Here is a 23,631-nt window from a genome sequence, read left to right on the forward strand (position 1 = left end):
CGCCCCGATTTTCGTCTGCGGGCCGCTCGTGGGCCGGTCCGGGTCCGGGCCGGGTAGCCTTCGGCCCGTGATCGTGGTGAGGTGCCGGTGACGACGCTGGACCGGGAACAGCCGCGTGCCACCGGCGGGGCACGCCCGCACGCCGGTGGTCGTGCGCTGCCGTTGATGGTGGCGGTGCCGGCGGCGTTGCTGGCCGGGCTGGCGTTGCTGGCGGCGTTCCCCCCGTACGGGCTGTGGCCGCTCGCGCCGGTCGGGGTGGCGTTGCTGGCCGCCGCGGCGCACCGGCGGCGGTTGCGCGCCGGCGCCGGGCTGGGCTTCCTGGCCGGGGTGGTGCTGTTCGCGCCGCTGCTGGAGTGGACGAACCTGCACACAGGCGTGTTGCCGTGGGTGCTGCTGTCGGTGTCGCAGGCCGCTTTCCTGGCGCTGCTCGGCGCCGCCACCGCCTGGGTGTCGCCGCTCGCCGACCGGCGGGCGGCGGCGTGGCCGCTGCTGACCGGCGTGCTGTGGGTCGGGCAGGAGGCGCTGCGTGACCGCATCCCGTTCGGCGGGTTCCCGTGGGGTCGGCTGGCGTTCAGCCAGGACACGTCGCCGCTGCTGCGCCTGGCCGCCCTCGGCGGCGCCCCGCTCGTGACGTTCGCCGTCGCGCTCGCCGGGGGGATCCTGCTCGCCCTCGCCTGGCGTGACTGGTCCCGCCCGGCCGGGCAGTGGCGGCCGGTCGCCGCGCTCGCCGCCGCCCTGGCCGCGCTGCTCGCCGCCGGACCGGCCGTCCCGGCGGGGGTACGCGGCGCCGGTGACACCGTCACCGTGGCCATCGTGCAGGGCAACGTGCCCCGCCTCGGCCTGGACTTCAACGCCCAGCGGCAGCAGGTGTTGAACAACCACGTCGACGCCACCCTGACCCTGGCGCAGCGGGTCGGTCGGGGTGAGCAGGCCCGCCCCGACCTGGTGGTGTGGCCGGAGAACTCCAGCGACATCGACCCGCTGCGCAACCCGGCCGCCGGCTACCGGATCTCGCAGGCCGCCGACGCGATCGGCGCGCCGATCCTGGTCGGCGCGGTGCTGCTCGGCCCCGGCCAGGGTCAGGTCCGCAACGCCGGCCTGCTGTGGCGGCCGGGCAGCGGCGCCGACCTGACCCAGCTGTACACCAAGCGGCATCCGGTGCCGTTCGCCGAGTATGTGCCGCTGCGTTCCATCGCCCGCAGGGTCAGCGCCGAGGTCGACCGGGTCCGCTCCGACTTCGTCGCCGGCGACCGGCCCGGCGTGCTCGACGCCGGGCCGGCCACCCTCGGGGATGTGATCTGCTTCGAGGTGGCCTACGACGGCATCGTCCGGGACACCGTCACCGGCGGCGCGCAACTGCTTGTGGTGCAGACCAACAACGCCACCTTCGACGTGGCCGAGGCCCGCCAGCAGTTGGCCATGGTGCGGCTGCGCGCCGTGGAGCACGGCCGTGCCGCGTTGATGTCCTCCACGGTCGGGGTGTCCGGGTTCGTTTCCCCCGACGGGCGGGTAGACGGTGCCACCGGGTTCAACACCGCCGAGGTGGTGGTGCGGCAGATGCGACTCGGGGACGGGCGTACCCCGGCCACCGTGGCCGGAGTGTGGCCGGAGGTGGCGCTCGCGGCCCTGGCGGTCGCGGCCCTGGCCGGCGCGGCGGTGCTGCGCCGCCGCCGGGAGGTCACCGGCGGCTGAGCCGACGAGAGGCGGTGCGACGGTGGGCGTGGCAGCCGGCCATCCCGGGGTGGGGCGGGTCCTCGTGGTCATCCCCACCTACAACGAGGCGGACAACGTGCGCCGCATCGTCGCCCGGGTCCGCGCGTCGGCGCCGGCGGTGGACGTGCTCGTCGCCGACGATAGCAGCCCCGACGGCACCGGCGGTATCGCCGACGCGCTGGCCCACGTCGACCCGCAGGTGCACGTGCTGCACCGGCGGAGCAAGGACGGCCTCGGCGCGGCGTATCTGGCCGGGTTCGCCTGGGCGCGCGAGCGCGGCTACGACGCGGTGGTGGAGATGGACGCCGACGGCTCGCACGCCCCGGAGGACCTGCCGGCGCTGCTGCACGCCGCCCGCGACGCCGACGTGGTGATCGGCTCCCGGTGGACCCCCGGTGCGCGGGTGTTGAACTGGCCGTGGCGGCGGCTGCTGCTGTCGCGGGTGGGCAACCTGTACGCGCGGGTGGCGTTGGGCATGCCGGTCAGCGACGCCACCGGCGGGTACCGGGTGTACCGGTCGACGGCGCTTGACGCCATCGACCTGGGCTCGGTGCGTTCCCAGGGGTACGCGTTCCAGGTGGAGTTGTCCCGGCTGGCGCACCGCGCCGGGGTACGCATCGTCGAGGTGCCGATCACGTTCGCCGAGCGGGAACACGGCGACAGCAAGATGAGCCCGTTGATCGTGGCGGAGGCGCTGTGGCGGGTCACCCGGTGGGGGGTGCGGGACCGGCGGGCGGCGGTGCGGGGCCGCCCGCAGGCGTTGGCGCGGTGGCCGTGAGCGCGGACGTGTCATGCTGGAGGGGCGTGACGACACACCGGATGGGGTGAGATGCGCCGAGGACTGCGATTCATACCACTGGCCCTGCTGCTGTTGACGCTGCTGGAGCTGGCCGTTTTCGTCCTGGTCGGTCGGGCTGTCGGGTTCGGTGCGGCGCTGCTCGTGGTGTTCGCCGCGTCGCTGCTGGGTCTGGTGCTGCTGCGCCGCGAGGGCATGCGGGCGTGGCGACGTTTCCGGGCCGCCGCGCAGGCCGGGCAGCCGCCGGGGCCGCAGGTCACCGACGGCCTGGTGGGGCTTGCCGGTGCGCTGCTGCTGGCGCTGCCGGGGCTGGTCAGCGGCGTCGTGGGGCTGCTGCTGCTGGTGCCGCCGCTGCGCCGGCTCACCGCCGTCGGGGTGCGCCGGTCCACCGAGCGGCGGGTGTCGTCGATGGTCGCCGGTGACCTGTTCGGCCCGCGCCGGGTGCGGGTCTACCCGGGCGCCGCGCAACCACCCCCGATGCCTCAGCAGCCCCCGGCCGCCCCGCCGCAGCCGGGCACGGCGATCGAGGGCGAAATCGTCGACCGCTGACCATCTGACGTGACGAAACGCCCCCGGGGTGATCCCCGGGGGCGTTTCGACGGTTTTGGGATGCTCAGGCGCGCCCGCGGCGGGTGCGGACCTCCTGCAGCCGCTCGGCGAGGATGTCCTCCAGCTCGGCGATCGAACGCCGCTCCAGCAGCATGTCCCAGTGCGTGCGCGGCGGCTTGGCCTTCTTCTGCTCCGGCTCGTTGCCGTCGACCAATCGGGCGACGCTGCCGTCGAACTTGCACTCCCAGGTCGTGGGGACCTCGGCGTCGACGGCGAACGGCACCTCGAATTGGTGGCCCTTGGCGCACAGGTACTCGCGGGTCTGACGCGGCGCGAGCTCCGTGTTGCGGTCGGATTCGTAGCTGACCGCGCCCAGCCGGCTACCGCGCAGCATACGCTCGCCCATGATCGACTTCCCCTCGTTCGTGGTGCTGTCCTCAGGTGTAACGGCCGGTCACCGCCCACCCATTCCCCACCCGCGCCGGATGAGGCCGTCCGCGGGTCGGGAGCCTCAAGGGTAACCGGCCGCGACAGCCGCTCGAATCGGTGGAGTGTTTCACCCGTCACCGGGGATGTTACCGACCACGCGTGCCGGAGGTGACGATGAGCAGCGATGCGCCGGTCGGCGCCCGACCGCCCGCCGGGAGGACCTTCTTCGGTCACCCCCGGGCGCTGTCCACCCTCTTCCTCACCGAGATGTGGGAGCGGTTCAGTTTCTACGGCATGCGGGCCATCCTGGTGCTGTACCTGACCGCGGCGGTGGCCGACGGCGGCCTCGGCATCGGCGAGTCGACCGCCAACGCCGTGTACGGCACCTACAACGCCATGGTCTACCTGATGGCGTTGCCCGGCGGCTGGGTCGCCGACCGGCTGATCGGGGCGCGGCGCAGCGTGCTGTGGGGCGGCGTGGTGATCGCCGCCGGCCACTACGTGATGGCGATCCCCACCGGGTGGAGTGTGTTCGCCGGCATGACGCTCATCGTCCTCGGCACCGGCCTGCTCAAACCCAACATCTCCACCATGGTCGGCGACCTTTACGAGCGGGACTCGCCGCGCCGCGACGCCGGGTTCTCCATCTTCTACATGGGCATCAACCTGGGCGCGTTCATCGCCCCGCTGATCACCGGCTTCCTCGGCGAGAAGATCAACTGGCATCTGGGGTTCGGGGCGGCCGCGATCGGCATGACCTTCGGCGTCATCCAGTACGTGGCGGGCCGGCGCAACCTGGGCGACGCGGGCGCCCACCCGGTGGACCCGCTGCTCGGCGCCGACCGGCGGCGGGCGCTGACCCGCGCCGCCGCGGTCGTCGGCGCGCTGCTGGTGGTCCTGCTGGTGCTGCTGCTGGCCGGCTGGTTCACCGTCGACACGGTGGTCAACCTGCTCGCCGTGATCACCGTGCTGGTGACCGTCGGATACTTCGCGCGCATCCTCACCGACCGGGAGATCAGCGACACCGAACGCTCCCGGATGAAGGCGTACGTGTGGCTGTTCGTCTTCGCCGCCGCGTTCTGGCTGATCTACGACCAGGCCGGTTCGGTGTTGAACATCTTCGCCGCCGACCGCACCGACCGCAACGTCGGCGGGTTCACCTTCCCGGCGTCCTGGCTCCAGTCGGTGAACCCGATCCTGATCATCATCGGCGCGCCGCTTGCCGCGTGGCTGTGGCTCAGGCTCGGCCACCGGGTGTCCACACCGACGAAGTTCGCCGTCGGCCTGGTGCTCAACGGCCTGTCGTTCGTGCTGATGGCCGCCGCCGCGCGGGCCGCCGTCGGCGGTGACCTGGTCTCACCGTGGTGGCTCGTCGCGGTGTACGCGATCCAGGTCGCCGGCGAGCTGTCGCTGAGCCCGGTCGGCCTGTCCGCCACCACGAAACTGGCCCCGGTCAAGTACGCCAGCCAGATGCTGGGCCTGTGGTTCCTCGCCACCGCCGTCGGCGACGCGATCGGCGGGCAGGTGGCCCGGCTGGCGCAGAGCTGGTCGCAGTCGACCTACTTCCTCACCTTCGGGCTGGCCTCGGTGGCGCTGGGCCTGGCCGCGGTGATGTTCACCCGCCAGATCCGGGGCCTGATGGCCGGCATCCACTGACCCGCGGCTCACCGCGCCGGGGTGGGCGGCAACGGCAGCGGCAGGCCGGGCAGCCCGTCGATGCTTGTCGCCACGTGCTCCTTGCCGGCGAAGTACGCCGACAGTGACGTGTCGTCCTCCCGGGCGAACCGGCGGCCGTGCAGATCCCGGTCGGTGTCGTAGCTCATCAACGGCACCGCGTAGCCGCACGTGTCGCGGATCAGCTCGGCGCGCACCACGATCACCGCCCGCAGGCCGTGCGGACCCGGGTCGATGTCGGGGAAGTGCCGCAGCAGGTCGGGCCAGCGCGGGTCGTCGCGGAACACCGGCTCGCCGCGCCCGTGCACCCGCACGATTGTCGGCGGGCCGGCGAACGCGCACCACATCAGCGTGACCCGGCCGTTCTCCCGCAGGTGGGCGATGGTCTCGGCGTTGCTGCCGGCGAAGTCGAGGTAGGCCACGGTGCGCTCGTCGAGCACCGCCAGGGCGCCGCGCAGGCCCTTGGGGGACAGGTTGACCGTGCCGTCGCCGGCCAGCGGGGCGGTGGCGACGAAGAACACCGGCTGCGCCTCGATGAACTCCCGCAGCCGGCCGTCGATGCGATCGTACGTCTTTCCCATGCCGCCATCCTGGCCCGGCGGGCCGCCGCCGCGCTGCCCCGTCCCGGACCGTGGCCGGTCTCCACGCGGTATGCCAGGTACGACGCCCCTGCTCGGTTCGGCCGGGTCGTGTGGCCAATCTTGGTACGGGACCGCCCCCTGAGGGGCGTCCCCGTACCACGATTCACTCGTCCCGAGTGGTGGGAGGGGTTGCTTGCTCGACTCCGGATCGCCGAAGTGGCGTGGTCGGGCACACCGGGATACCGCCGCCTCGGCGAGCTGGAGTCGGTGCCGTGGTCAGCCGGCCCGCGAGCCGAGCGCGGCCAGCGCTCCGGCCAGGTCGCTGACCTGGTCGGCGAGTTGTCCGGCGCGACGTTCGGCGGCGTCCCGGTCGGACTCGGCCGCGGCCAGCCGGGCCTCCGACGCGGTCGCGCGGGCTCGCGCGGCGGTCACGGCGCGCCGGGCCTCGGTCAGCTCCGCGGCGAGCGCCTCCCGGTCGGCGACCTGCGCCGCCGCCTCCACCCGGGCCGCCTCGACCGCCTCGACCCGGGCCGTCTCCGCCGCCGCGACCGCGTCGGCGCGGGCGGACTCCGCCCGGTCCCGCTCGGCGCGGGCCGCCCGCGCGGCGGTCGCCTCGGCGTCGGCCCGTTCGGTCGCGGCCCGCGCCGACCGGCGGTCCTCGACGGCCTGCGTCCGGGCGGCCTGCGCGTCGGCGCGCGCCGCGTCGGCCTCGGCGCGCAGGTGTTGCGCCCGGTCCAGGGCCTCGGTGGCGGAGCGGGTGGCCCGTTCGGCGTCGGCGCGGGCGGTGTCACGGTCGGCGGTCAGCTCGGCGACCCGCTGCCGCTCGCCGTCGCGTTCGGCCCGCGCCGTACGCAGCTCGGCGCGCGCGGCGTCGCGGTCGCGTTCGGCCTGCACCCGCAGCGCCTGGGCGGCGCCGGCCTCGGCACGCGCGGCGTCGCGGGCGGTCTCGGCGGCGGCGGCGCGCTCGGCGGCCGTGGCGGCAGCCGAGCGCGCCTGCTCGGCGTCGTCCCGGGCGGCGTCGCGGTCGGCGTACGCGGCCCGGGTCTCCTGCCGGTCCCGGGCGCCCGCCGCGGCGGCGTCCTCGGCGTCGCGGCGGGCCTCGTCGCGTTCGGCGTGCGCGGCGGCGACCTGCGCGGCGGTCTCCGCGCGCAGGTCGGCGAGCTGCCGCTCCACGCCCGCCGGGGACAGCTCGGCGTGCAGCGCCTCGGTGAGCGTCTCCACCACCTGGTCGAGCCGGTCCACCACCTCCCAGGTGCGGGCCACCTGCCCGGGCAGGCCGGGGGAGTTGCGGTGACGCATCCGCACGTTGCGGGCGGCCCGCTGGCACGCGCCGTCGTTGTCCCGGCAGTAGCGGAACGGGCGGCCGGCGCCGGCGCGCTGCGGCACCTCCCGCCCGCAGTGGGCGCAGGGGCGGGTCTCGGCGGTCAGATCGGCGTCCATCGGGGGCGAAGTCTAGTGGCCGTCCTCGGCGCCGACCGCGCCGACGCGGGGTAGCCCGCGGGCGGCCGTCCACTGCTCCCATCACCTGACGGCGGTCCGCGACGTTACCTTGGTAGACCCCCGATCACGAGGGTCGGGTCCTGATACCCGCCAGACCGGTCCTGGCCCGTCCTCTGCCGGAGGTCGAGGCGTGTTCGACGGGCGGCCGGCGTCGCACCGGAGGCAAGGATGGACAGCGGTTCGACTCCACAGGTTTCCGACGACGCGCTCGCCACGACTCGCCATCGGCGCCGGACCATCGTGGCCCTGCTCGGGGTCCTGACCGCCGTCGCGCTTGTCGGTGACGTCGCCCCCGCGTCTGCGAGCAGTTCCGGCTTGCTCACCGGCGTGATCGCCACTGCCGCCGGCTTCGGACACAGTCTCGCCCTGCGTTCCGACGGTACCGTCGTGGCCTGGGGCGACAACGAGATCGGTCAGCTGGGTGACGGCACCACCACGGATCGCCTCACTCCGGTGCGCGTCTGCGCCGTCGATCAAACCGCTCCGTGTACCCGGTTCCTCGACCGGGTGGTCGCCGTCGCCGCCGACGCCAACAGCTTCCACAGCCTTGCCCTGCTCAGGGATGGCACGGTCGTGACCTGGGGCGCGAACGACTGGGGTCAACTCGGCAACGGCCGCGACGGCATCGGTGCGCACCGGTCGACCCCGGTGCGGGTGTGTGCGGTGGGTGAGGCGGCGCCGTGTGACCGGTTCCTGAGCGGGGTCAGGACCATCGCCGCCGGCGGGTTCTTCAGCATGGCGCTGTTGAGCGACGGGCGGTTGGTGACGTGGGGCATGAATTCATACGGTGAGCTCGGCGACGGTACCGTCGACAACCGGTCGACCCCGGTGCGGGTGTGTGCGGTGGGTGAGGCGGCGCCGTGTGACCGGTTCCTGACGGGGGTCAGGACCATCGCCGGCGGAGATTTCCACAGCCTGGCGGTGGTGGGCAACGCGGCGGCCGTCGCGTGGGGTTACAACGGAGTTGGTGAGCTCGGCGACGGAACTCGGGTGAACCGTTCCACTCCGGTGCGGGTGTGCGCGGTAGGTGAGATCGCGCCCTGTGATCGCTTTCTTTCTGCGGTCAGGTCGGTCACCGCTGGTGGCTTTCATACCATGGCGTTGCTGGGCAGTGGCGCGGTCGTCTCCTGGGGTCTGAATTTCTACGGTGAGCTCGGTGACGGAACTCGGGTGGACCGTTCCACTCCGGTGCGGGTGTGCGCGGTGGGGCAGGTCGCGCCCTGCAACCGGTTCCTGTTCGGGGTCAGGGCGATCAGCGCCGGCGGCTTCCCGAGCGTGGGTTTCTCCAGCATGGCGTTGCTGGGCAGTGGCAACGGTGTCCTCACCTGGGGAGCCAATGCCCTCGGTGCGCTCGGCGACGGCACCCGGGTGGACCGTTCCACCCCGGTGCGGGTGTGCGCGGTGGGGCAGGTCGCGCCCTGCAACCGGTTCCTGTTCGGCATCAGGGCCATCGACGCGGGCGGCTTCCACGACATCGCGCTCATGCCCGGCTACACCGTCGCCACATGGGGCGGTAACGGTTTCGGGCAACTGGGGGACGGCACCCGCACCGACCGGGTCACACCGGTCGGCGTTCTCGCTCCCGGTTCCTGACCGACACGTACCGCGGCCGGTGGTTCACCTGTCGGTCCGGGCGCTGGTGTCGCGCACGGTCAGCCGGGGCTCCAGCAGCGTCACCTCCGGCACCGGCTCGTCGCGCAGTCGCCGCATCAGCAACATCACCGCCTGCCGGCCCACCTCCTCGGCCGGCACCGGCACGCAGGTCAGCCCGGACGGCTCGGCCAACTCGTCGGGGCAGACCGCGACCACCGACACGTCCTGGGGCACCCGGCGGCCCAGCAGCGGCAGCGTGGCCAGCACCGGGCCGACCGCCGACTCGTTCTGCACCACCAGGCCGGTGACGTCGGGATGCGCGTCCAGCAGCGCCGCCAGGGCCCGGCGCACCGCCGCCGGACCCTCCTCGCAGGAGCGGGTAACCGCGTCGACGCCGAGCCGCCCGGCGGCGGCCACCACCCCGGCCCGGGTGCGGTGGGCGAAGCCGGTGCCCCGGTCGTAGACGGCGGCCGGGGCGCCGAGCAGCGCGACGCGGCGGTGCCCGGCCGCGGCCAGGTGTTCCACGCACAGCTCCCCGGCCCGCCGGAAGTCCAGGTCCACACAGGCCAGGCCGGTGCTGTCGGCCGGATGCCCGATCAGCACGCCGGGTAGCGCCAACTCCCGCAGCAGCGGCACCCGGGAGTCCTCCAGTTCCACGTCCATCAGCAGCACACCGTCGACGAGCGCGCTGCCGGCGATGCGGTGCAGCCCGGCCGGGCCCTCGTCGGCGGTGACAAGCAGCACGTCGTGGTCGTGGCGGCGGGCGGTGGTGACCACCGCGGTGGCGAACCGCATCACCACCGGCACCTGCATGCCGGTGCGCAACGGCAGCACCAGCGCGATCACGTTGGCCTTGCGGCTGGCCAACGCGCGGGCACCGGCGTTCGGGTGGTAGCCCAGGGCGCGGACGCTCGCCAGCACCCGCCCGCGGGTGGTCGCCGAGATGGTGCGCTTGCCGCTGAGCACGTACGAGACGGTGCTCGCCGCCACCCCGGCGTGGCGGGCCACGTCGGCGATGGTCACCTGCTCGCCGGCCGCCCGGCCGCTCACCGGGCGACCTCGGAGCGCCGGGCCGCCGCGGACCCGGCCGGCACGTCGCCGCCGGTCACGGTGAGCGCCCCGACCAGCCGGACGTCGCGGGCGGAGCGGCCGACAAGCACCGAATGGGTGGCGTCCTCCACCACCGGGGCGGCGCGGTCGGCGTCCCACCAGGACAGTTCGGCGGTACGCAGCCGCAGCGTCACCCGGGCCGCGCAGCCCGGCTCCAGGGTGACCCGGGCGAAGTCGCGCAGCTGCCGCAGCGGCTGCTTGACCCGGGAGCGTCGCTGCCGGGTGTAGAGCTGCACCACCTCGGTGCCCGGGCGGCGGCCCGTGTTGGTGACCTCGACGCTCACCTCGACCTCCTCGCCGGCGTGCGCCGTCGCGGTGCTCAACCGAAGATCAGCGTAGTCGAACCGGCCGTAGCTGAGCCCGTGGCCGAACGGGTACAGCGGCTCGCCCCGGTGGTAGAGGTAGGTGGTGTCGGCGCCGATGACGTCGTAGTCGAGCAGGTCGGGCAGTTCGGCGGTGTCGGCGTACCAGGTCTGGGTGAGCCGGCCACCGGGGTCCGCCGCGCCGAGCAGCACGTCGGCGAGCGCGTTGCCGTGTTCCTGCCCGCCGTGGGCGCTCCACAGCACCGCCGGCAGGTGCTCCCGGGCCCAGCCGACCGCGTACGGGTAGCTGCTGGTCAGCACCAGCGCGGTGCGCGGGTTCGCCGCGTGCACGGCGCGCAGCAGCTCCTGCTGGCCGCTGGGCAGCGTCAGGTCGGCGCGGTCCTCGGTCTCCCGGCCGTTGACCATCGGGTGGTTGCCGAGCACCACCACTGCCACGTCGGCGGCGGCGGCCAACGCGGCGGCCTCGGCGGCCCCGTCGACGCGCAGCTCCACGGTGAACGCGGCGGGGTCGCCGGTGGTGACGCTGAGGCGGCCGTCCGGGTCCACGCCGACGTGCCGGCCGGTGGCGAGGTGGTGCAGCAGCGCGGCGCCGTCGGGCCGGTGGTGCAGGCGGAACGTCTCGCGGACCACCCAGCCGCCCGGGCCCGGCCGGTCGACGACGAGCGCGCCGTCCTCGTCCGCGCCGACGTACCGGCCGGTGTCGACCGCGCGCAGCGCGACCACCCCGTGGCCCCAGTCGACCACGTCGAACTCGGTGGGCGCCGCGTCGGCGAGCGCCAGATGCCCGCCGTCGGCGCGGCGCACGGCCCGGTCGCCGACGCACAACGCGACCCGGTCGGCGCCCGGGTGGGTGGTCACGTCCGGCAGCCGTCCGAGCAGCCCGGCGTAGGGGCTGACCGCGTACGGCAGGGTGCCGCTGTACCAGTCGGTGAGCACCGTGTCGGCGAGCGGGCCGAGCACCGCGACCCGCAGGTCGGCCCGGAGTGGGAGCAGCCCGTCGTTGGACAGCAGCACGATCGACTGGCGGGCGGCCTCGCGGGCGAGTTCCCGGTGGGCCGGGCAGTTCACCACGTCGGCCGGCACGTCGGCGTACGGGTCGTGGCCGGGCGGGTCCAGGTCGCCCAGGCGCAACCGCACCGACAGGATCCGCCGGACCGCCCGGTCCACGTCGGACTCGCCGATCAGCCCGCGGTCCAGCGCCTCGGTGAGCCGGGCGACGGTGGGTGCGGGGTCGTCGTCGTCCTCGGTGAAGCTGTCCACCCCGGCGCGCAGCGCGGCGGCGAAGCCGGTCACGTGGTCGGGCAGGTATTCCTGCACGCCGGCGAGGTTGCCGACCGCCCCGGCGTCGCCGACGACCATCACCTCGTCGTCGGCCCAGCCGCGCAGCTCGCCGTCGATGAGCGGGCTCAGGTGCGCCGGCACGCCGTCGACCAGGTTGTACGACGCCATCACGGCGACCGCCGCGCCGGCGGCCAGCGGCGCGCGGAAGGCCGGCAGCTCGTACTCGTGCAGCACGCGCGGCGGCAGGTCGCTTGAGGTGACGGCCCGGTCGGTCTCGTTGTTGTAGCCGAGGAAGTGCTTGAGGGTCGGCGCGGTCCGCAGGAGGGTGGGGTGGTCGCCGCGCAGCCCGCGCGCGTAGGCGGTGGCGAGATGGCCGGTCAGCCAGGGGTCCTCGGACCAGCCTTCCTCGTTGCGACCCCAGCGGGGGTCACGCAGCGGGTTGACCACAGGCGCCCAGACGTTCAGGCCGACCTGCCGCGGGTCGGCCCGGTGTTTGGCCCGCACCTCGTCGCCGACGGCGGCGCCGACGGCCCGGATCAGGTGCGTGTTCCAACTGGCGGCGAGGCCGAGCGCCTGGGGGAACACGGTGGCCTCGCCGAGCCAGGCGACGCCGTGCAGCGCCTCGGTGCCGGTGCGGAACGCGGGCAGGCCGAGCCGGGGGACCGGGGCCTGCCACTGGTGCAGCAGACCGAGCTTCTCCGGCACGGTGAGCCGGGCCAGCAGGTCGTCCAGACGGTGGTGGGGGGTGCGGTCGGTCATGGCGGGCGCCTCCGGTGGGCGTGCGGGTCGCCTCCCGTGCGTCGAAGCGCTTCGACGCACGGGCCGGTGAACGGCGGCGCGCGCACGCGTAAAGGGTGGTGGTCGGCCGGCGGGGTCGGCCCGGAGCGGTGGTGAAGCGCTTCGACAGCCGCCGGAAAACATGCCGCCCGCGGAAGTGCCCGGTCCCGGTGGCGGCGCTACCGAGGTTGGCACCCGCGGGCGGCGGGGTCAAGGGTCACGCGACGGGCAGTTGCCCGGCCTCCACGGTGGCCAGTGCGGCGGTGGCGCCACCGAGCGCGCTGGCCGCGGACCCCAACGCGCTGGCCTCGATCCGGACCGCGGCCGGCGACCCGAGGGCGCGGGCGGCGAGTTCGGCGCGGGCGGCCGGCAGCAGCCACGGGGCGAGCGCCGCCAGGTGGCCACCGACGGCGACGACCTCCGGGTCGAGCAGGTCGACCAGGACGGACAGCGCCTGCCCGAGGCCCCGGCCGACCTCGGTGAGCCCGGCCCGCACCGGCTCGTCGCCGGCACGGGCGAGCACCTGGATCCGTTCGACCTCCGGCAGGTAGTCGGTGATCGGGCCGTCCTGCGCCGCGTCGGGCAGCAGCCGGCGCACCACCGCGTCCACGCCGGCCAGCCCGGTCAGGCAGCCGTGCCGGCCGCACCCGCACGCCGGGCCGTCGGGAGAGCCGGCCAGCACGGGCAGGTGGCCGATCTCGCCGGCGAAGCCCCGGCCACCGCGCAGCAGCCGGCCGCCGCTGACCAGGCCGGCGCCGATGGCCAGCCCGCCGGTCAGGTGCACCAGGTCGGCCGTGCCGGCGTACGGGCCGTGCCGCAGCTCGGCGCAGGCGGCGAGGTTGGCGTCGGTGTCGACGCCGACGGGGAAGGCGGGATCGTGCAGCGCGCGGCGCAGTTCGGCGGCGAGCGGCACGCCGCGCCAGCCAAGCGCCGGCGCGGCCGGCACGGCGCCGTCGGCGTCGACAAGTCCGGGCACGCCCACGGTGAGGCCGAGCACGGTGCGGTCCGCGCCTGCGACCCGGGTGACGGCCCGGCGGGCCAGCGCGGCGAGCGCCCGTACCGTCTCCTGCGGGCCGGCGGTCGCGGCGGCGAACGCGCGTCGCCAGGTGAGCAGCCGCGCGCCGGCCAGGTCGGCGGCGACCACGACCAGCTCGTCGGCGCCGATCTGCAGGCCGAGCCCGACGTACCGGGAGCCGTCGAGCACGAGCATGGTGGCCGGCCGGCCGACCCGGTTCTCGGTCAGCCCGGTTTCGCGCAGCAGCCGATGGTCGATCAGCTCGCTGACCAGGCTGGAGACGGTGGCCTTGTTGAGCCCGGTGTGCGCGGCCACGTCGGCGCGGGAGCAGGGTGCGTGCCGGCGGACGTGGCGCAGCACCACGGCCCGGTTGGCCACCCGCACGTCGCCGAGGTCGGCCGTCTGGACCGGCCGGTCGATGCTGATCACGTGGTGCCCGCCTCCTGCGCCGCCGACCATCTCAGTTCGGCTACAGCTTAAACTAAATAGGTGTGGCGTCCGTCAGCTACCGAACCAGGGCTCGAACGGGGTTACCGGCACCGGTTCGCCGTTGAGCGTGATCCGGCGCGGCACGTCCGCGCCGACCACGCTGACCCGGCGTACGTCGAGCGGCCCGTCCACCCGGACCCGTAGGGTGTCGCCGTCACGGGTGGCGGTGACAGTGGTGTCGCCGCCGTCGTCGTGCACCACGCCCACGCCGTCGGCGTCACCCCACGCGACGAGCGTGACCTCGCGGAACGGGCCCTCGGCGACGCTTGTCGCGGGCGGCGCGACCGGCACCAGCGCGCCCCGGCGCACGTAGAGCGGCAGTCGGTCGATCGGCACGCGCGCCCGCAGGTGCTGGCCGCCGGCGTGCCGCTGCCCGGTGGCCGCGTCCAGCCAGTCGTCGCCGGCCGGCAGGTAGACGGCGCGTTCCCCGGACGGGTCGAGCACCGGCGCCACCAGCAGGTCGGTGCCGAGGCGGTACTGGAGGTCGCTGGTCCAGGCGGCCGGGTCGTCGGGGGTGTCGACGAGCAGCGCCCGCATCATCGGGGCGCCGGTGCGGGCCGCGGCCACGGCCGCCGACCACAGGTACGGCAGCAGCCGGTAGCGCAGCCGCAGCGCGGCGACCGCGTGACGCTCCGCCTCGGGCGGGAAGTCCCAGGGCAGCCGGCTTGTGGTGCCGTGCAGCCGGACCAGCGGCGACAGCGCGCCGAACTGGGTCCAGCGCACGTACAGGTCGGGCTCCGGCGTGCCGTGGAACCCGCCGGTGTCGTGGCTCCAGAACGGCACCCCGGACAGCCCGTGGGACAGCCCGCCGCGCAGCGTGCTGGCCATGGCCGGCCAGGTGGAGTTGACGTCGCCGCTCCACTGCGCGCTGTGCCGCTGCCCGCCCAGGTAGGACGAGCGCGCCCAGACCGTGCGGTGCCCGGCGACCTCCTCGGTGACGTCGGCGACCACGTCGTTGAACAGCAGCGCGTAGACGTTGTGCAGCTCGACGCCGGTCATGCCGTTGTGCGCCACCGCGTCGGCGGGCACGGCCTCGGCGAAGTCGGTCTTGAAAACCGCGACGCCCTGGGCCAGCAGGGGCCGCAGCAGGCCCTGGAACCAGCGCACCGCCGCCGGGTTGGTGAGGTCCACGATGGCGCAGACCGGGTAGCTGCCGTGCCAGGTGTCGGCGACGTACGTCGTGCCGTCCGGGCGGCGCAGGAAGTAGCCGGCGGCCTCGGCCTCGGCGTAGAGCGGGCTGTCGGTCATCAGGTAGGGGTTCATCCACAGGCACACCCGGAAGCCCTGTTCGGCGAGGTCCTTGAGCATCCCGGCCGGGTCGGGGAACGCCTGCTCGTCCCAGCGCAGCTCCGACCAGCGCCCGGCGACCTGCCAGTAGCAGTCCAGGTGCAGCACGTCGCAGGGGATGTCCCGGTCCCGGATCAGCCGGGCCCGCTCCCGCACCCGTTGTTCGCTGTCCGGGAAGAATCCGGAGGAGATCCACGCGCCGAACGCCCACTTCGGCGGCAGGTACGGCCGGCCGGTGAGCGCGTCGAGCCGGTCCAGGATCTGCGCCGGGGTCGGGCCGGCCAGCACGTAGTAGTCGAGCAGGTCGTCCGGGACGAGCAGTTGCACGCTGCTGTGGGTGCTGGCGCAGACGTCGAACTGCACCGGCAGGCCGCTGTCGACGAGCACGCCGTAGCCGCGGTCGGACAGGTAGAACGGCATGTTCTTGTGCGACCTGTCGGACTCGCCGCCGAAGGCGTCGAAGTTCCACATCAGCGGACGCTGGCCGCGCTTGTCAAGCGGGGTGAACTTCTCCCCGAAGCCGACGAACCGCTCGTCGCCGGGGGCGATGAAGCTCTCGTGCCAGGCGACCGGCTCGCCGTCGACGGTGGAGCGACCCAGCGGCAGGGTGCGTCGCCGGCCGCTGATGTCCCGGGTGCCGCCGTCGCCGGCCAGCAGCAGCCGGCCGTCGGCGGCGAGGAAGCGCAGCCCCCACGGGTCGAGGCGGATCTCGGCGACCACGGCGCCGGCGTCCACCCGCGCGTAGGTCTCGTCCACGGTGACCCGGGCCGGGTGCGGTTGCGGCCGGGTCAGCGCCAGCGCGCGGGCGGAGCGGCTGCGCACGGAGAGGTCGTCGGTCAGGCGTACCCGCAGGATCCCGTCCCCGGCGGCCTCGACGCGGGCGACGAGCGTGCGACCGGACGCGCAGGTGGCGGTGAGCGTGACGCCGTGCGCGTCGGTCGCGGCCACCTGCGCCCGCAGCACGTCGTCGGCGCCCTCCTCGCCGGGGGCGCGGACCGGCAGGTCGGGCGGGTCGGCCACGAACGTCTCGTACGGGACCAGGGGCGGGCGGTACGGCATGGGCGTCTCCTCGCGGCGACACGGGCGGTCCCGCAAGTTTCTTTGGAACCACAACTAACTGTCAATGATCGACGCCATTGACTTTCTGCCTCACCTGTTCTTACTTTGGCGGAGATGACAACTAAAGGGTTGTGGAGCGACGGCCGGCTCCACTACGGCGGCGACTGGAACCCGGAGCAGTGGCCGCCCGAGGTGTGGCACGACGACGTCGCCCTCATGCGCGCGGCCGGGGTCGACCTGGTCACCGTCGGCGTGTTCGCCTGGTCCCGCCTCGAACCCGCCCCCGGCCGCTACACCCTCGACTGGCTCGACCGGGTGCTGGACCTGCTGCACGACAACGGCATCCGCGCCGCCCTGGCCACGCCCACCGCCTCCCCACCGCCCTGGTTCACCCTCAACCACCCCGGGGCGCTGCCGGTCACCGCCGACGGGGTACGCCTGCACCACGGCAGCCGGGACACCTACTGCGCCGCCGCGCCCGCCTACCGCGCCGCCGCCCGCCGCATCGCCGAGGTGCTCGCCACCCGGTACGCCCACCACCCCGCGCTGGCGCTGTGGCACGTGCACAACGAGTACGGCACCACCTGCCACTGCCCGCACGTCGAGACCGCGTTCCGTCGCTGGCTCACCGACCGGTACGGCGACCTCGACGCGCTCAACGACGCCTGGGTCACCAGCTTCTGGAGCCAGCACTACTCCGACTGGGCGCAGATCGGCCCGCCCCGCGCCACCCAGTACCTGGGCAACCCCGGCCAGCTTCTCGACTTCCGCCGCTTCTGGTCCGACACGCTGCTGTCGGCGTACACCGAGCAGCGGGACCTGCTGCGGGCGGCGAACCCGGCGGTGCCGGTGACCACCAACTACGTGCTCGGCGACTGGGTGCCGGTGGACCACGCCCGGTGGGCGCGCGAGGTCGACCTGGTCGCCGTCGACCACTACCCGACCCGGGTCGACCGGGGCGCGGAGGAACAGACCGCGCTCGCCGCCGACCTCGCCCGGGGCTGGGCCCGCCACGGCGCCGGCCGACCCGCGCCGTGGCTGCTGATGGAGAGCGCGCCCAACCAGATCCACACCGCCGGGCGGATGCACACCAAGGAACCCGGCCGGATGACCCGGCACAGCCTCGCGCACGTCGCCCGCGGCTCCGCCGGGGTGATGTTCTTCCAGTGGCGTGCCCCGGCCGGCGGCGCGGAACGGTTCCACTCGGCGGTGGTGTCCCACGCCGGCGCGGACACCCGGGTGTTCCGCGAGGCCACCCGGATCGGCGCCGCGCTGCGCCGGCTCGCCGGGACCACGGCCGGCCGGGTGCAGGCGCGGGTGGCGATCGCGTCCGACGCCGCCAGCGGCTGGGCGCTGCGCCACCCGGGGATGCCCCGCGACGGCCTCGACCACCCCGGCGAGGTGGCCGCCGCGCACCGGGCGCTGTGGCACGCCGGCATCACCACCGACCTGGTGACACCTGGTGACCCGGTCGACGGGCACCGGCTGCTCGTGCTCCCCGCCCTCTACCTGGCCTCCGACGCCACAGTCGACTGGGTACGCCGGCACGTCCACGCCGGCGGGCACCTGCTCGTCACCTGGCTCAGCGGCGTCGCCGACGAACACGCCCGGATCCGCCTCGGCGGCCACCCCGGCGCCTACCGGGACCTGCTCGGGGTGCGGGTGGAGGAGTTCCACCCGCTTGCCGACGACGACCAGGTTCCGTTGACGAGCGGCGGGATCGGCCGGATCTGGTCGGAGACGGTGCACCTGGCCGGCGCCGAGACGGTCACCGCGTACATCGGTGGGGTGCTGGACGGCCGCCCGGCGGTCACCCGGCACCGGGTGGGCGCCGCCCGCACCTGGTACGTCTCCACCCGACCCGACGACGACACGTACCGCCGGCTGCTCGTCGACGCGGCCCGGCTCGCCGGCGTCGTCCCGACCTGCCCGGCGGCCCCATCCGGCGTCGAGGCGGTCCGCCGCCGCGACGGCGACCAGAGCTGGCTGTTCCTGCTCAACCACACCGACCGGCCGCAGCGGGTGCCGGCCACCGGGCACGAGCTGCTCACCGACGAGCCGGTCGACGACGCGGTGACCGTGCCGCCCGGCGGCGTGGCGGTGCTGCGCGAGCCGCCGGGCTGACCCGCGTACCGCCTCAGGGCGTGGCGACGGCGGCGCGGGACCGGTCGGCGGCGATCCGCACCGCGAGCGCGGCCAGCACGGTGCCCATCACGTACCGCTGGAGGCGGGCCCAGGCCGGGCGGCGGGTGAGGAACGCCGACACCGCGCCGGCGCTGAGCACGATCAGCGCGTTCACGGTGAGCGCGATGCCGATCTGGGTCAGCCCGAGCAGCAGGCTCTGCACCGCCACGTGCCCGCGCGCCGGGTCGACGAACTGCGGCAGCAGCGACACGTAGAGGATGGCGATCTTCGGGTTCAGCAGGTTCGTCACCAGGCCCATGGTGAACAGGCGCCGGGGCCGGTCCGGCGGCAGCGGCAGCGGCGTGAACGCCGACCGGCCGCCCGGGCGCAGCGTCCGCCAGGCCAGCCAGAGCAGGTACGCCGCGCCGGCCAGCTTCACGGCCGTGTAGAGCGGCGGGACCAGCACGAACACGGTGGCGATGCCGGCCACCGCAGCGGCCAGGTAGATCAGGAACCCGACCGCCACCCCGAGCAGCGACACCAGGCCGGCCCGCCGGCCCTGGGTGACCGACCGGGACACCAGATAGACCATGTTCGGCCCGGGCGTGAGCACCAGACCGAGCGCCACCAGGGCGATCCCCACCACCGCACCGAACGTGACCACGCCGCCTCCCGCCGTAGACCCTTGCCCGGACCCTACGCCGCCCGCCGCCGCCGGGAGGTCCGGGCTCGCGGCCGGGGCCGGTGACGCGCGACACTCAGCAGATGTCCGTCGTGCTGTCCGCCGCCGCCACCCCGACCGCGCCCGGCCTGCTGCTGCGACCGTGGCGCGACGGCGACGCCGAGGCGTTGCTGGAGGCGTACCGGGATCCGGTGCTGCGCGCCTGGACCCGGTGGCCGGTGACCACCCGCGCCGAGGCGCGGGCGTTCCTGCGCCGCGCCCGGCAGGGCTGGGCCGCCGACCGCCGGTTCAGCTTCGCCGTGCTGGAACCCGAGCCGGCGGGGGAGCGGCTGGTGGCCTGCGTGGTGCTCAAGGAGATTCGCCCCGGGTGCCAGGTCGCCGAGGTCGGCTACTGGACCGCCGCCCCGGCCCGCGGGCGCGGCGTCGCGCCCCGCGCGGTCGACGCGGTCACCGGCTGGGCGTTCACCCGGTTCGCCGCCGCCGGCCTGACCCGCATGGAGCTGTTCCACCAGGTCGACAACCCGGCCTCCTGCCGGGTGGCGGAGAAGAGCGGGTACGCGTTCGCCGAGGTGCTGCCGGCCCGCCCGCCGTTCCCCCGCGACGGCCACCGGCACGTACGCCGGCTGCGGTGAACCGTCCCCGGTGTCGGCCGGGAACACGGCGGCGCCGTCGGACGCTTACCAAGGTCGGGTACGCCTGCGGATACGGTGGGTACGGGAGGTGACGGCGGTGACGAACGCCTGGGAGGCCGCGGTCGAGGCGCAGATCCGCTCGGCCCAGGAGCGTGGGGAGTTCGACAACCTGCCGGGCGCCGGCAAGCCGATCCCGGGCCGGGACACGCCCTACGACGAGGGCTGGTGGATCCGCGGCTTCATGGAGCGGGAGCAGATCCCGTCGGACCTGATGCTGCCCACCCCGCTGCAACTGCGCCGCCGCATCGAGCAACTCCCCGACGAGCTGCGGGACCTGCCCACCGAGGAGGCGGTCCGGTCGTACGTGGCGGTGCTCAACGCCGAGGTGGTGGCCTGGCTGCGCAGCCCGACCGGCCCGCGCGTCGTGGTCCGCCCGGTGAACGTCGACGAGGCGGTACGCCGCTGGCGGGCCGACCGGCAGTACGCCGCCGCCGCCACGACTGTCGAACCGGTGCCGCACGTCGCGCGTCCGGCGCGCGTCCGACGGCGGTGGCGCCTGTGGCGTCGCTGAGCCTCGCACCGGGCCACCTCGTCACGATCTCCGGACACACGGTCCCGTCGCGGCCCGCGGCCCTCCCGAGGCGTCAGGTCCGGTCGGTGGCGCGCTCATGGCCGCGCTCAGGAACGTGACCGCCCAGCGCCGGGCCGCCTCGCCCGCTTCCGGGGGCAGGCTGGCCGGCGGGTCCTGGTGGTAGACCCCGACGCGGTCCACGGCCGTCACGGCGAGGATTCCCCGCATCCGGAACCACAGCTCCTCCTGGGGGAGGTCGGGCAGGGCACGCTCGAAGGCCGCCACGAAACGGTCGCGGACCGTGTCCGCGGCCGGGCCGGTCCAGGTGCGTACCTCCTCGGCGGGATCGCTGAGGATCATCACGATCAGCCGGGAGGTCCGGGCGCCGCCCTCGTCGCCGGCCCGCATCCGGTCGAACAGCGGCCCCGCGAACGCCTCCACCAGGTCGGTGACCGGCGGATCCGGGGTCCGGGCGAGCACCCGGTCGAGGCCGGCGGCCTGCGCGGCGGTGATGGGTTCGATCACGCGGCGGGCGACCGCGGCCAGGAGTTCCGCCTTCGAGCCGAAGTGATATCCGATGGCGGCCAGGTTCGCCCCGGCGCGGTCGGTGATCGCGCGGATCGAGGCGCCGCGGTAGCCGCGCTCGGCGAAGAGGTGCTCGGCCGCGTCGAGGATCTGGGTGCGGGTTTCGGATGACCCCATGGGCGGCTACTATACATACGAACGATTTAAACGAACGTATGAATAACGAGGTGGGGTGGCCATGAAACTGCTCGTGTACGGCGCCGGGGTCTGCGGGAGCCTGCTCGCCGCCCACCTGCACGAGGCCGGGCATGACGTGTCGCTCCTGGCCCGGGGCGAACGCCTGGCCGCCCTGCGCCGGCACGGCGTGCGGCTCGCCGAGCAGGACAGCCCGACCGTCAGACGGGTGCCGGTGCCGGTGGTCGAGCACCCGGCCGGTGCGTACGACCTGATCGTCGTCGTCGTCCGCGCCCACCAGGTGGACGCGGTGCTGAAGTCACTCGCCGGTCACGACGGCGACGTGCTGTTCCTGCTCAACTGGGCGGCCGGCGCGGAGCCTCTGGGCGCGGTGATCGGCCACGAGCGGGTGCTGCTCGGCTTCCCCACCGCCGGCGGCACGATGGACGGCGACGTGGTCCGCTACCGCGCGCCCACTCTCCTGAACCGCCTCGCGCCGATGCCGATCGGCGAACCCGACGGCCGCGCCACCCCGCGGCTGGCACGGATCGTGCGGGCGTTCCGCGCCGCCGGCATCAACGTCAAGGTCGAGCCGCGGATGGCCGCCTGGCTCACCACGCATGCCGCGTTCGCGACGCCACTCGGCCAGGCGGTGTACGCGGCGGGCGGCCCGGCGGCGCTGGCCGACGATCCGGACGCGATCCGCGACATGCTCCGCCTCATCCGGCAGAACCTGGCCGCCATGCCGAACCCGCCGGTCCCGCGCGGATTCGGTGCGTTGCGGACACTGCCGCAGGGGCTGCTCGTGGCCGTGCTGCGGCGCTTCCTGCGCAGCTCGACAGCCGTGCACAGCGGGCTCAGCAACGCCTCGCCCGCCGAGGCGGCCGAACTCGAGCGGACGGCCGAACAGCTACGAGCCGCCGCGATGGTCGGTCGGCGATAGGCAGCCCCAGCCCGACACCGTCTTCGCGCTCTACCGCCTCACGCCCGCGCAGATCGGCGCCGTACGCGACGCCTTCGCCGACTGGCCCCGAGGGTGAACAGCGGCCTTCCTCACCCGATCGCGGCTCGCCAGGTCCACGACGTTCTGCGGGGCCGCCCGCCGAGCGCGGCACGGCCGGTCAGCCAGAGCAGCACCGACGCCGGGTCGCCGGCCGGCGCGTCGGGAAAAAGCCGCCCCCCAGTGCCAGGCGCGATCCGTGGGGTCGGCGGTGTCGACCAGGGCGGCCAGCATCCCGGCGGCGGCCGTCGCCACGGCCAGCACGTCGGCCGGTCGCGCGTCGGGGCGTACCCGCAGGTCGAACGGGAGGTAGGCGTCGCCGGGACGGCCGGCGACCTGACCGGCGTACCCGGCCAGGTCGTGCGCGACGTGCGCGGCGGTGGTCCAGCAGGACCAGTCCAGGTCGCCCGCGCGTACCGTCCAGTCCCGGCCGGCGGCCGGCCGCAGCGCGGCGGTCATCGCGGCGGCGGCGCGGCGGACGTCCGTGCCGTTCACCGGCGCCGCACGCGCAGCACGCAGGTCAGCATCGGGAGGGTGAACTCGCCGTCCGCGGTTTCCGGCCGGCTGGCCAGGAACGCGCGGATGCGGCCGAGCGTGCGCTGACGTTCGCCCGCCGGCATCACCAGCATTCCGGCCCGCGTGGCGAGCGTCGCCACCAGGGAGTCGGCGGTGCGGCGCTGCCCGTGTGGGAACTCGGCCTGCTCCGGCGCGTCGAACCGGGCGGGTTCGTCGTTCCTCGGCAGATGCATCCGCGCCGACTCGGTCCGCCAACTGGCCGGGGTGTCACGGGGGCCGATGGCGGCGCTGCCGCTGACCTCGGCCAGCCCGGCGACCCAGTCGACCCGGTCGTCCAGGACGTTCCACAGGCCGGCCAGGACGCCGCCGGGCGCGAGGACCCGGGCGATCTCGGGACCGGCCACGGCCATGTCGAACCAGTGCATGGCGTTGCCGGCCACCACGGCGTCGACGGAGCCGTCGGGCAGCGGGATCGCCTCGGCGCTGCCGGGCAGCGCGCGGACGCCGGGCCGGGCGCGGCGCAGCTCGGCAAGCATCGCCGGGTCCGGCTCGACCGCGGTGGCGTCGACGCCGACCGCGTCCAGCGTGACGGTCAGCTTTCCGGTGCCCGCGCCGAGGTCGAGCACCCGGCGGCCGGGCGCGGCGCCGAGCGCCCAACGCACCGCGGCCTGCGCGTAGTCCGGGCGGTGCTCGGCGTACGCGGTCGCCGCCGCGCCGAACGACGAGGAGTGCCGGAGCCGTTCGTTCTGTTCCATGCTGTTCCTCTCGTCCGCCTCAGCGCTCGCCCGTGCTCCCGGCCAGCACCTCCATCAGAGGCAGCGGGTTGATGTAGTCGCGGTACGACACGACCTGGCCGTCCCGGACCCGGAACACCGCGATCACCGTCTGCTCGAACGGCGCGCCGGTCGCGACGACGGTGCCCACCGCCTCGTACTCCACGACGACCACCTCGGGGTCGGTGGTCTCGTGCGTCACCACGTCGCGGTGCTCATCGAAGACGATCAGCGTCGCGGCCGTCTCGGTCAGGTGCCGGCGGATCTCCGCGCGCCCCCGCACCCGCCCGGGCACGCCCGCGGGCCGGAACGGCCACTCGATGTATCCGTCCGGGGCCATCGACGCCACGAACGCCTCGACGTCCTGCTCTCGCCCCGCACGTAGGACCCGTTCGACGACCTCCCGCGACGACGCTGCCATCGATGCCTCCTTCGTGGATCCGGCCGACGGACCAACC

The 23,631-nt window shown here is 74.7% G+C and carries 20 protein-coding genes and 1 pseudogene; 9 read left to right on the forward strand and 12 right to left on the reverse strand.

Annotated elements, in window-relative coordinates:
• Positions 1–87: 87 nt before the first annotated feature.
• Genes lnt through SM450_RS08700 form a run of 3 tightly spaced genes read left to right on the forward strand, consistent with a single transcriptional unit; the run spans position 88 to position 3,058 of the window.
• The gene (gene lnt / locus SM450_RS08690) at positions 88–1,692 is read left to right on the forward strand and encodes an apolipoprotein N-acyltransferase (RefSeq protein ID WP_474619172.1); all 1,605 of its coding nucleotides are present in this window, start codon (positions 88–90) and stop codon (positions 1,690–1,692) included.
• Between the two features lie 22 nt (positions 1,693–1,714).
• Positions 1,715–2,491 carry a polyprenol monophosphomannose synthase gene (locus SM450_RS08695; RefSeq protein WP_474619173.1) on the forward strand — a complete coding sequence of 259 codons (777 nt, stop codon included), beginning with the start codon at positions 1,715–1,717 and terminating at the stop codon, positions 2,489–2,491.
• Between the two features lie 51 nt (positions 2,492–2,542).
• Entirely contained in the window at positions 2,543–3,058 is a 516-nt protein-coding gene (locus SM450_RS08700) for an FxsA family protein (RefSeq protein WP_474619174.1), read from the forward strand.
• Positions 3,059–3,122: 64 nt separating this feature from the next.
• On the opposite strand, the gene SM450_RS08705 is transcribed toward SM450_RS08700, so the two are convergent.
• The gene (locus tag SM450_RS08705; protein ID WP_007460094.1) at positions 3,123–3,464 is read right to left on the reverse strand and encodes an RNA polymerase-binding protein RbpA; all 342 of its coding nucleotides are present in this window, start codon (positions 3,462–3,464) and stop codon (positions 3,123–3,125) included.
• Positions 3,465–3,661: 197 nt separating this feature from the next.
• Here SM450_RS08705 and SM450_RS08710 point away from each other — a divergent pair, with 197 nt between their 5' ends.
• Positions 3,662–5,143 carry a peptide MFS transporter gene (locus tag SM450_RS08710; RefSeq protein ID WP_474619175.1) on the forward strand — a complete coding sequence of 494 codons (1,482 nt, stop codon included), beginning with the start codon at positions 3,662–3,664 and terminating at the stop codon, positions 5,141–5,143.
• A gap of 8 nt (positions 5,144–5,151) precedes the next feature.
• On the opposite strand, the gene SM450_RS08715 is transcribed toward SM450_RS08710, so the two are convergent.
• Both SM450_RS08715 and SM450_RS08720 read right to left on the reverse strand, forming a co-directional pair.
• Positions 5,152–5,742, reverse strand: a complete 591-nt coding sequence (locus SM450_RS08715) for a pyridoxamine 5'-phosphate oxidase family protein (RefSeq protein WP_474619176.1) — start codon at positions 5,740–5,742, stop codon at positions 5,152–5,154.
• 276 nt (positions 5,743–6,018) lie between these two features.
• The gene (locus SM450_RS08720) at positions 6,019–7,182 is read right to left on the reverse strand and encodes a hypothetical protein (protein WP_474619177.1); all 1,164 of its coding nucleotides are present in this window, start codon (positions 7,180–7,182) and stop codon (positions 6,019–6,021) included.
• 228 nt (positions 7,183–7,410) lie between these two features.
• Here SM450_RS08720 and SM450_RS08725 point away from each other — a divergent pair, with 228 nt between their 5' ends.
• On the forward strand, positions 7,411–8,835 hold the full coding sequence (locus SM450_RS08725; RefSeq protein WP_474619178.1) for an RCC1 domain-containing protein: 1,425 nt from the start codon (positions 7,411–7,413) through the stop codon (positions 8,833–8,835).
• Positions 8,836–8,859: 24 nt separating this feature from the next.
• On the opposite strand, the gene SM450_RS08730 is transcribed toward SM450_RS08725, so the two are convergent.
• From SM450_RS08730 to SM450_RS08745, 4 genes are all read right to left on the reverse strand, one after another.
• A complete protein-coding gene (locus tag SM450_RS08730; protein ID WP_474619179.1) occupies positions 8,860–9,885 on the reverse strand; it encodes a LacI family DNA-binding transcriptional regulator in 1,026 nt (341 codons plus the stop codon).
• Complete coding sequence (locus tag SM450_RS08735) at positions 9,882–12,308, reverse strand: glycoside hydrolase family 3 C-terminal domain-containing protein (protein ID WP_474619180.1); 2,427 nt, start codon at positions 12,306–12,308, stop codon at positions 9,882–9,884. The genes SM450_RS08730 and SM450_RS08735 overlap by 4 nt, the downstream gene beginning before the upstream one ends.
• 235 nt (positions 12,309–12,543) lie before the next feature.
• The gene (locus tag SM450_RS08740; protein ID WP_474619181.1) at positions 12,544–13,770 is read right to left on the reverse strand and encodes an ROK family transcriptional regulator; all 1,227 of its coding nucleotides are present in this window, start codon (positions 13,768–13,770) and stop codon (positions 12,544–12,546) included.
• Positions 13,771–13,842: 72 nt separating this feature from the next.
• Complete coding sequence (locus tag SM450_RS08745; protein ID WP_474619182.1) at positions 13,843–16,176, reverse strand: TIM-barrel domain-containing protein; 2,334 nt, start codon at positions 16,174–16,176, stop codon at positions 13,843–13,845.
• A 114-nt stretch (positions 16,177–16,290) separates the two neighbouring features.
• Here SM450_RS08745 and SM450_RS08750 point away from each other — a divergent pair, with 114 nt between their 5' ends.
• The gene (locus SM450_RS08750) at positions 16,291–18,300 is read left to right on the forward strand and encodes a beta-galactosidase (protein WP_474619183.1); all 2,010 of its coding nucleotides are present in this window, start codon (positions 16,291–16,293) and stop codon (positions 18,298–18,300) included.
• Between the two features lie 13 nt (positions 18,301–18,313).
• On the opposite strand, the gene SM450_RS08755 is transcribed toward SM450_RS08750, so the two are convergent.
• The gene (locus SM450_RS08755) at positions 18,314–18,964 is read right to left on the reverse strand and encodes a LysE family translocator (RefSeq protein ID WP_474619184.1); all 651 of its coding nucleotides are present in this window, start codon (positions 18,962–18,964) and stop codon (positions 18,314–18,316) included.
• A 101-nt stretch (positions 18,965–19,065) separates the two neighbouring features.
• Here SM450_RS08755 and SM450_RS08760 point away from each other — a divergent pair, with 101 nt between their 5' ends.
• Complete coding sequence (locus SM450_RS08760) at positions 19,066–19,614, forward strand: GNAT family N-acetyltransferase (protein WP_474619185.1); 549 nt, start codon at positions 19,066–19,068, stop codon at positions 19,612–19,614.
• A 97-nt stretch (positions 19,615–19,711) separates the two neighbouring features.
• Positions 19,712–20,185, forward strand: coding sequence for a DnaJ family domain-containing protein (locus tag SM450_RS08765; RefSeq protein ID WP_474619186.1), 474 nt, complete (start codon positions 19,712–19,714; stop codon positions 20,183–20,185).
• Between the two features lie 21 nt (positions 20,186–20,206).
• On the opposite strand, the gene SM450_RS08770 is transcribed toward SM450_RS08765, so the two are convergent.
• The gene (locus SM450_RS08770; protein ID WP_474619187.1) at positions 20,207–20,887 is read right to left on the reverse strand and encodes a TetR/AcrR family transcriptional regulator; all 681 of its coding nucleotides are present in this window, start codon (positions 20,885–20,887) and stop codon (positions 20,207–20,209) included.
• A 61-nt stretch (positions 20,888–20,948) separates the two neighbouring features.
• Here SM450_RS08770 and SM450_RS08775 point away from each other — a divergent pair, with 61 nt between their 5' ends.
• Positions 20,949–21,827, forward strand: coding sequence for a ketopantoate reductase family protein (locus SM450_RS08775; protein WP_474619188.1), 879 nt, complete (start codon positions 20,949–20,951; stop codon positions 21,825–21,827).
• A gap of 110 nt (positions 21,828–21,937) precedes the next feature.
• Here the strand turns inward: SM450_RS08775 and SM450_RS08780 are convergent.
• From SM450_RS08780 to SM450_RS08790, 3 genes and pseudogenes are all read right to left on the reverse strand, one after another.
• Positions 21,938–22,379: pseudogene (locus SM450_RS08780) on the reverse strand (hypothetical protein).
• Complete coding sequence (locus SM450_RS08785) at positions 22,376–23,155, reverse strand: class I SAM-dependent methyltransferase (RefSeq protein WP_474619189.1); 780 nt, start codon at positions 23,153–23,155, stop codon at positions 22,376–22,378. The pseudogene SM450_RS08780 and the gene SM450_RS08785 overlap by 4 nt, the downstream one beginning before the upstream one ends.
• 19 nt (positions 23,156–23,174) lie before the next feature.
• Complete coding sequence (locus SM450_RS08790) at positions 23,175–23,594, reverse strand: nuclear transport factor 2 family protein (RefSeq protein WP_474619190.1); 420 nt, start codon at positions 23,592–23,594, stop codon at positions 23,175–23,177.
• Between the last annotated feature and the right edge of the window lie 37 nt (positions 23,595–23,631).

Source organism: Micromonospora marincola (assembly GCF_056150385.1).

Excerpts from the sequence above, each read along its gene's own strand:
- SM450_RS08700 (WP_474619174.1), top strand. The coding sequence starts at position 2,543 with ATGCGCCGAGGACTGCGATTCATACCACTGGCCCTGCTGCTGTTGACG.
- SM450_RS08705 (WP_007460094.1), bottom strand. The coding sequence starts at position 3,464 with ATGGGCGAGCGTATGCTGCGCGGTAGCCGGCTGGGCGCGGTCAGCTAC.
- SM450_RS08710 (WP_474619175.1), top strand. The coding sequence starts at position 3,662 with ATGAGCAGCGATGCGCCGGTCGGCGCCCGACCGCCCGCCGGGAGGACC.
- SM450_RS08715 (WP_474619176.1), bottom strand. The coding sequence starts at position 5,742 with ATGGGAAAGACGTACGATCGCATCGACGGCCGGCTGCGGGAGTTCATC.
- SM450_RS08720 (WP_474619177.1), bottom strand. The coding sequence starts at position 7,182 with ATGGACGCCGATCTGACCGCCGAGACCCGCCCCTGCGCCCACTGCGGG.
- SM450_RS08725 (WP_474619178.1), top strand. The coding sequence starts at position 7,411 with ATGGACAGCGGTTCGACTCCACAGGTTTCCGACGACGCGCTCGCCACG.
- SM450_RS08735 (WP_474619180.1), bottom strand. The coding sequence starts at position 12,308 with ATGACCGACCGCACCCCCCACCACCGTCTGGACGACCTGCTGGCCCGG.
- SM450_RS08745 (WP_474619182.1), bottom strand. The coding sequence starts at position 16,176 with ATGCCGTACCGCCCGCCCCTGGTCCCGTACGAGACGTTCGTGGCCGAC.
- SM450_RS08750 (WP_474619183.1), top strand. The coding sequence starts at position 16,291 with ATGACAACTAAAGGGTTGTGGAGCGACGGCCGGCTCCACTACGGCGGC.
- SM450_RS08760 (WP_474619185.1), top strand. The coding sequence starts at position 19,066 with ATGTCCGTCGTGCTGTCCGCCGCCGCCACCCCGACCGCGCCCGGCCTG.
- SM450_RS08770 (WP_474619187.1), bottom strand. The coding sequence starts at position 20,887 with ATGGGGTCATCCGAAACCCGCACCCAGATCCTCGACGCGGCCGAGCAC.
- SM450_RS08775 (WP_474619188.1), top strand. The coding sequence starts at position 20,949 with ATGAAACTGCTCGTGTACGGCGCCGGGGTCTGCGGGAGCCTGCTCGCC.
- SM450_RS08785 (WP_474619189.1), bottom strand. The coding sequence starts at position 23,155 with ATGGAACAGAACGAACGGCTCCGGCACTCCTCGTCGTTCGGCGCGGCG.
- SM450_RS08790 (WP_474619190.1), bottom strand. The coding sequence starts at position 23,594 with ATGGCAGCGTCGTCGCGGGAGGTCGTCGAACGGGTCCTACGTGCGGGG.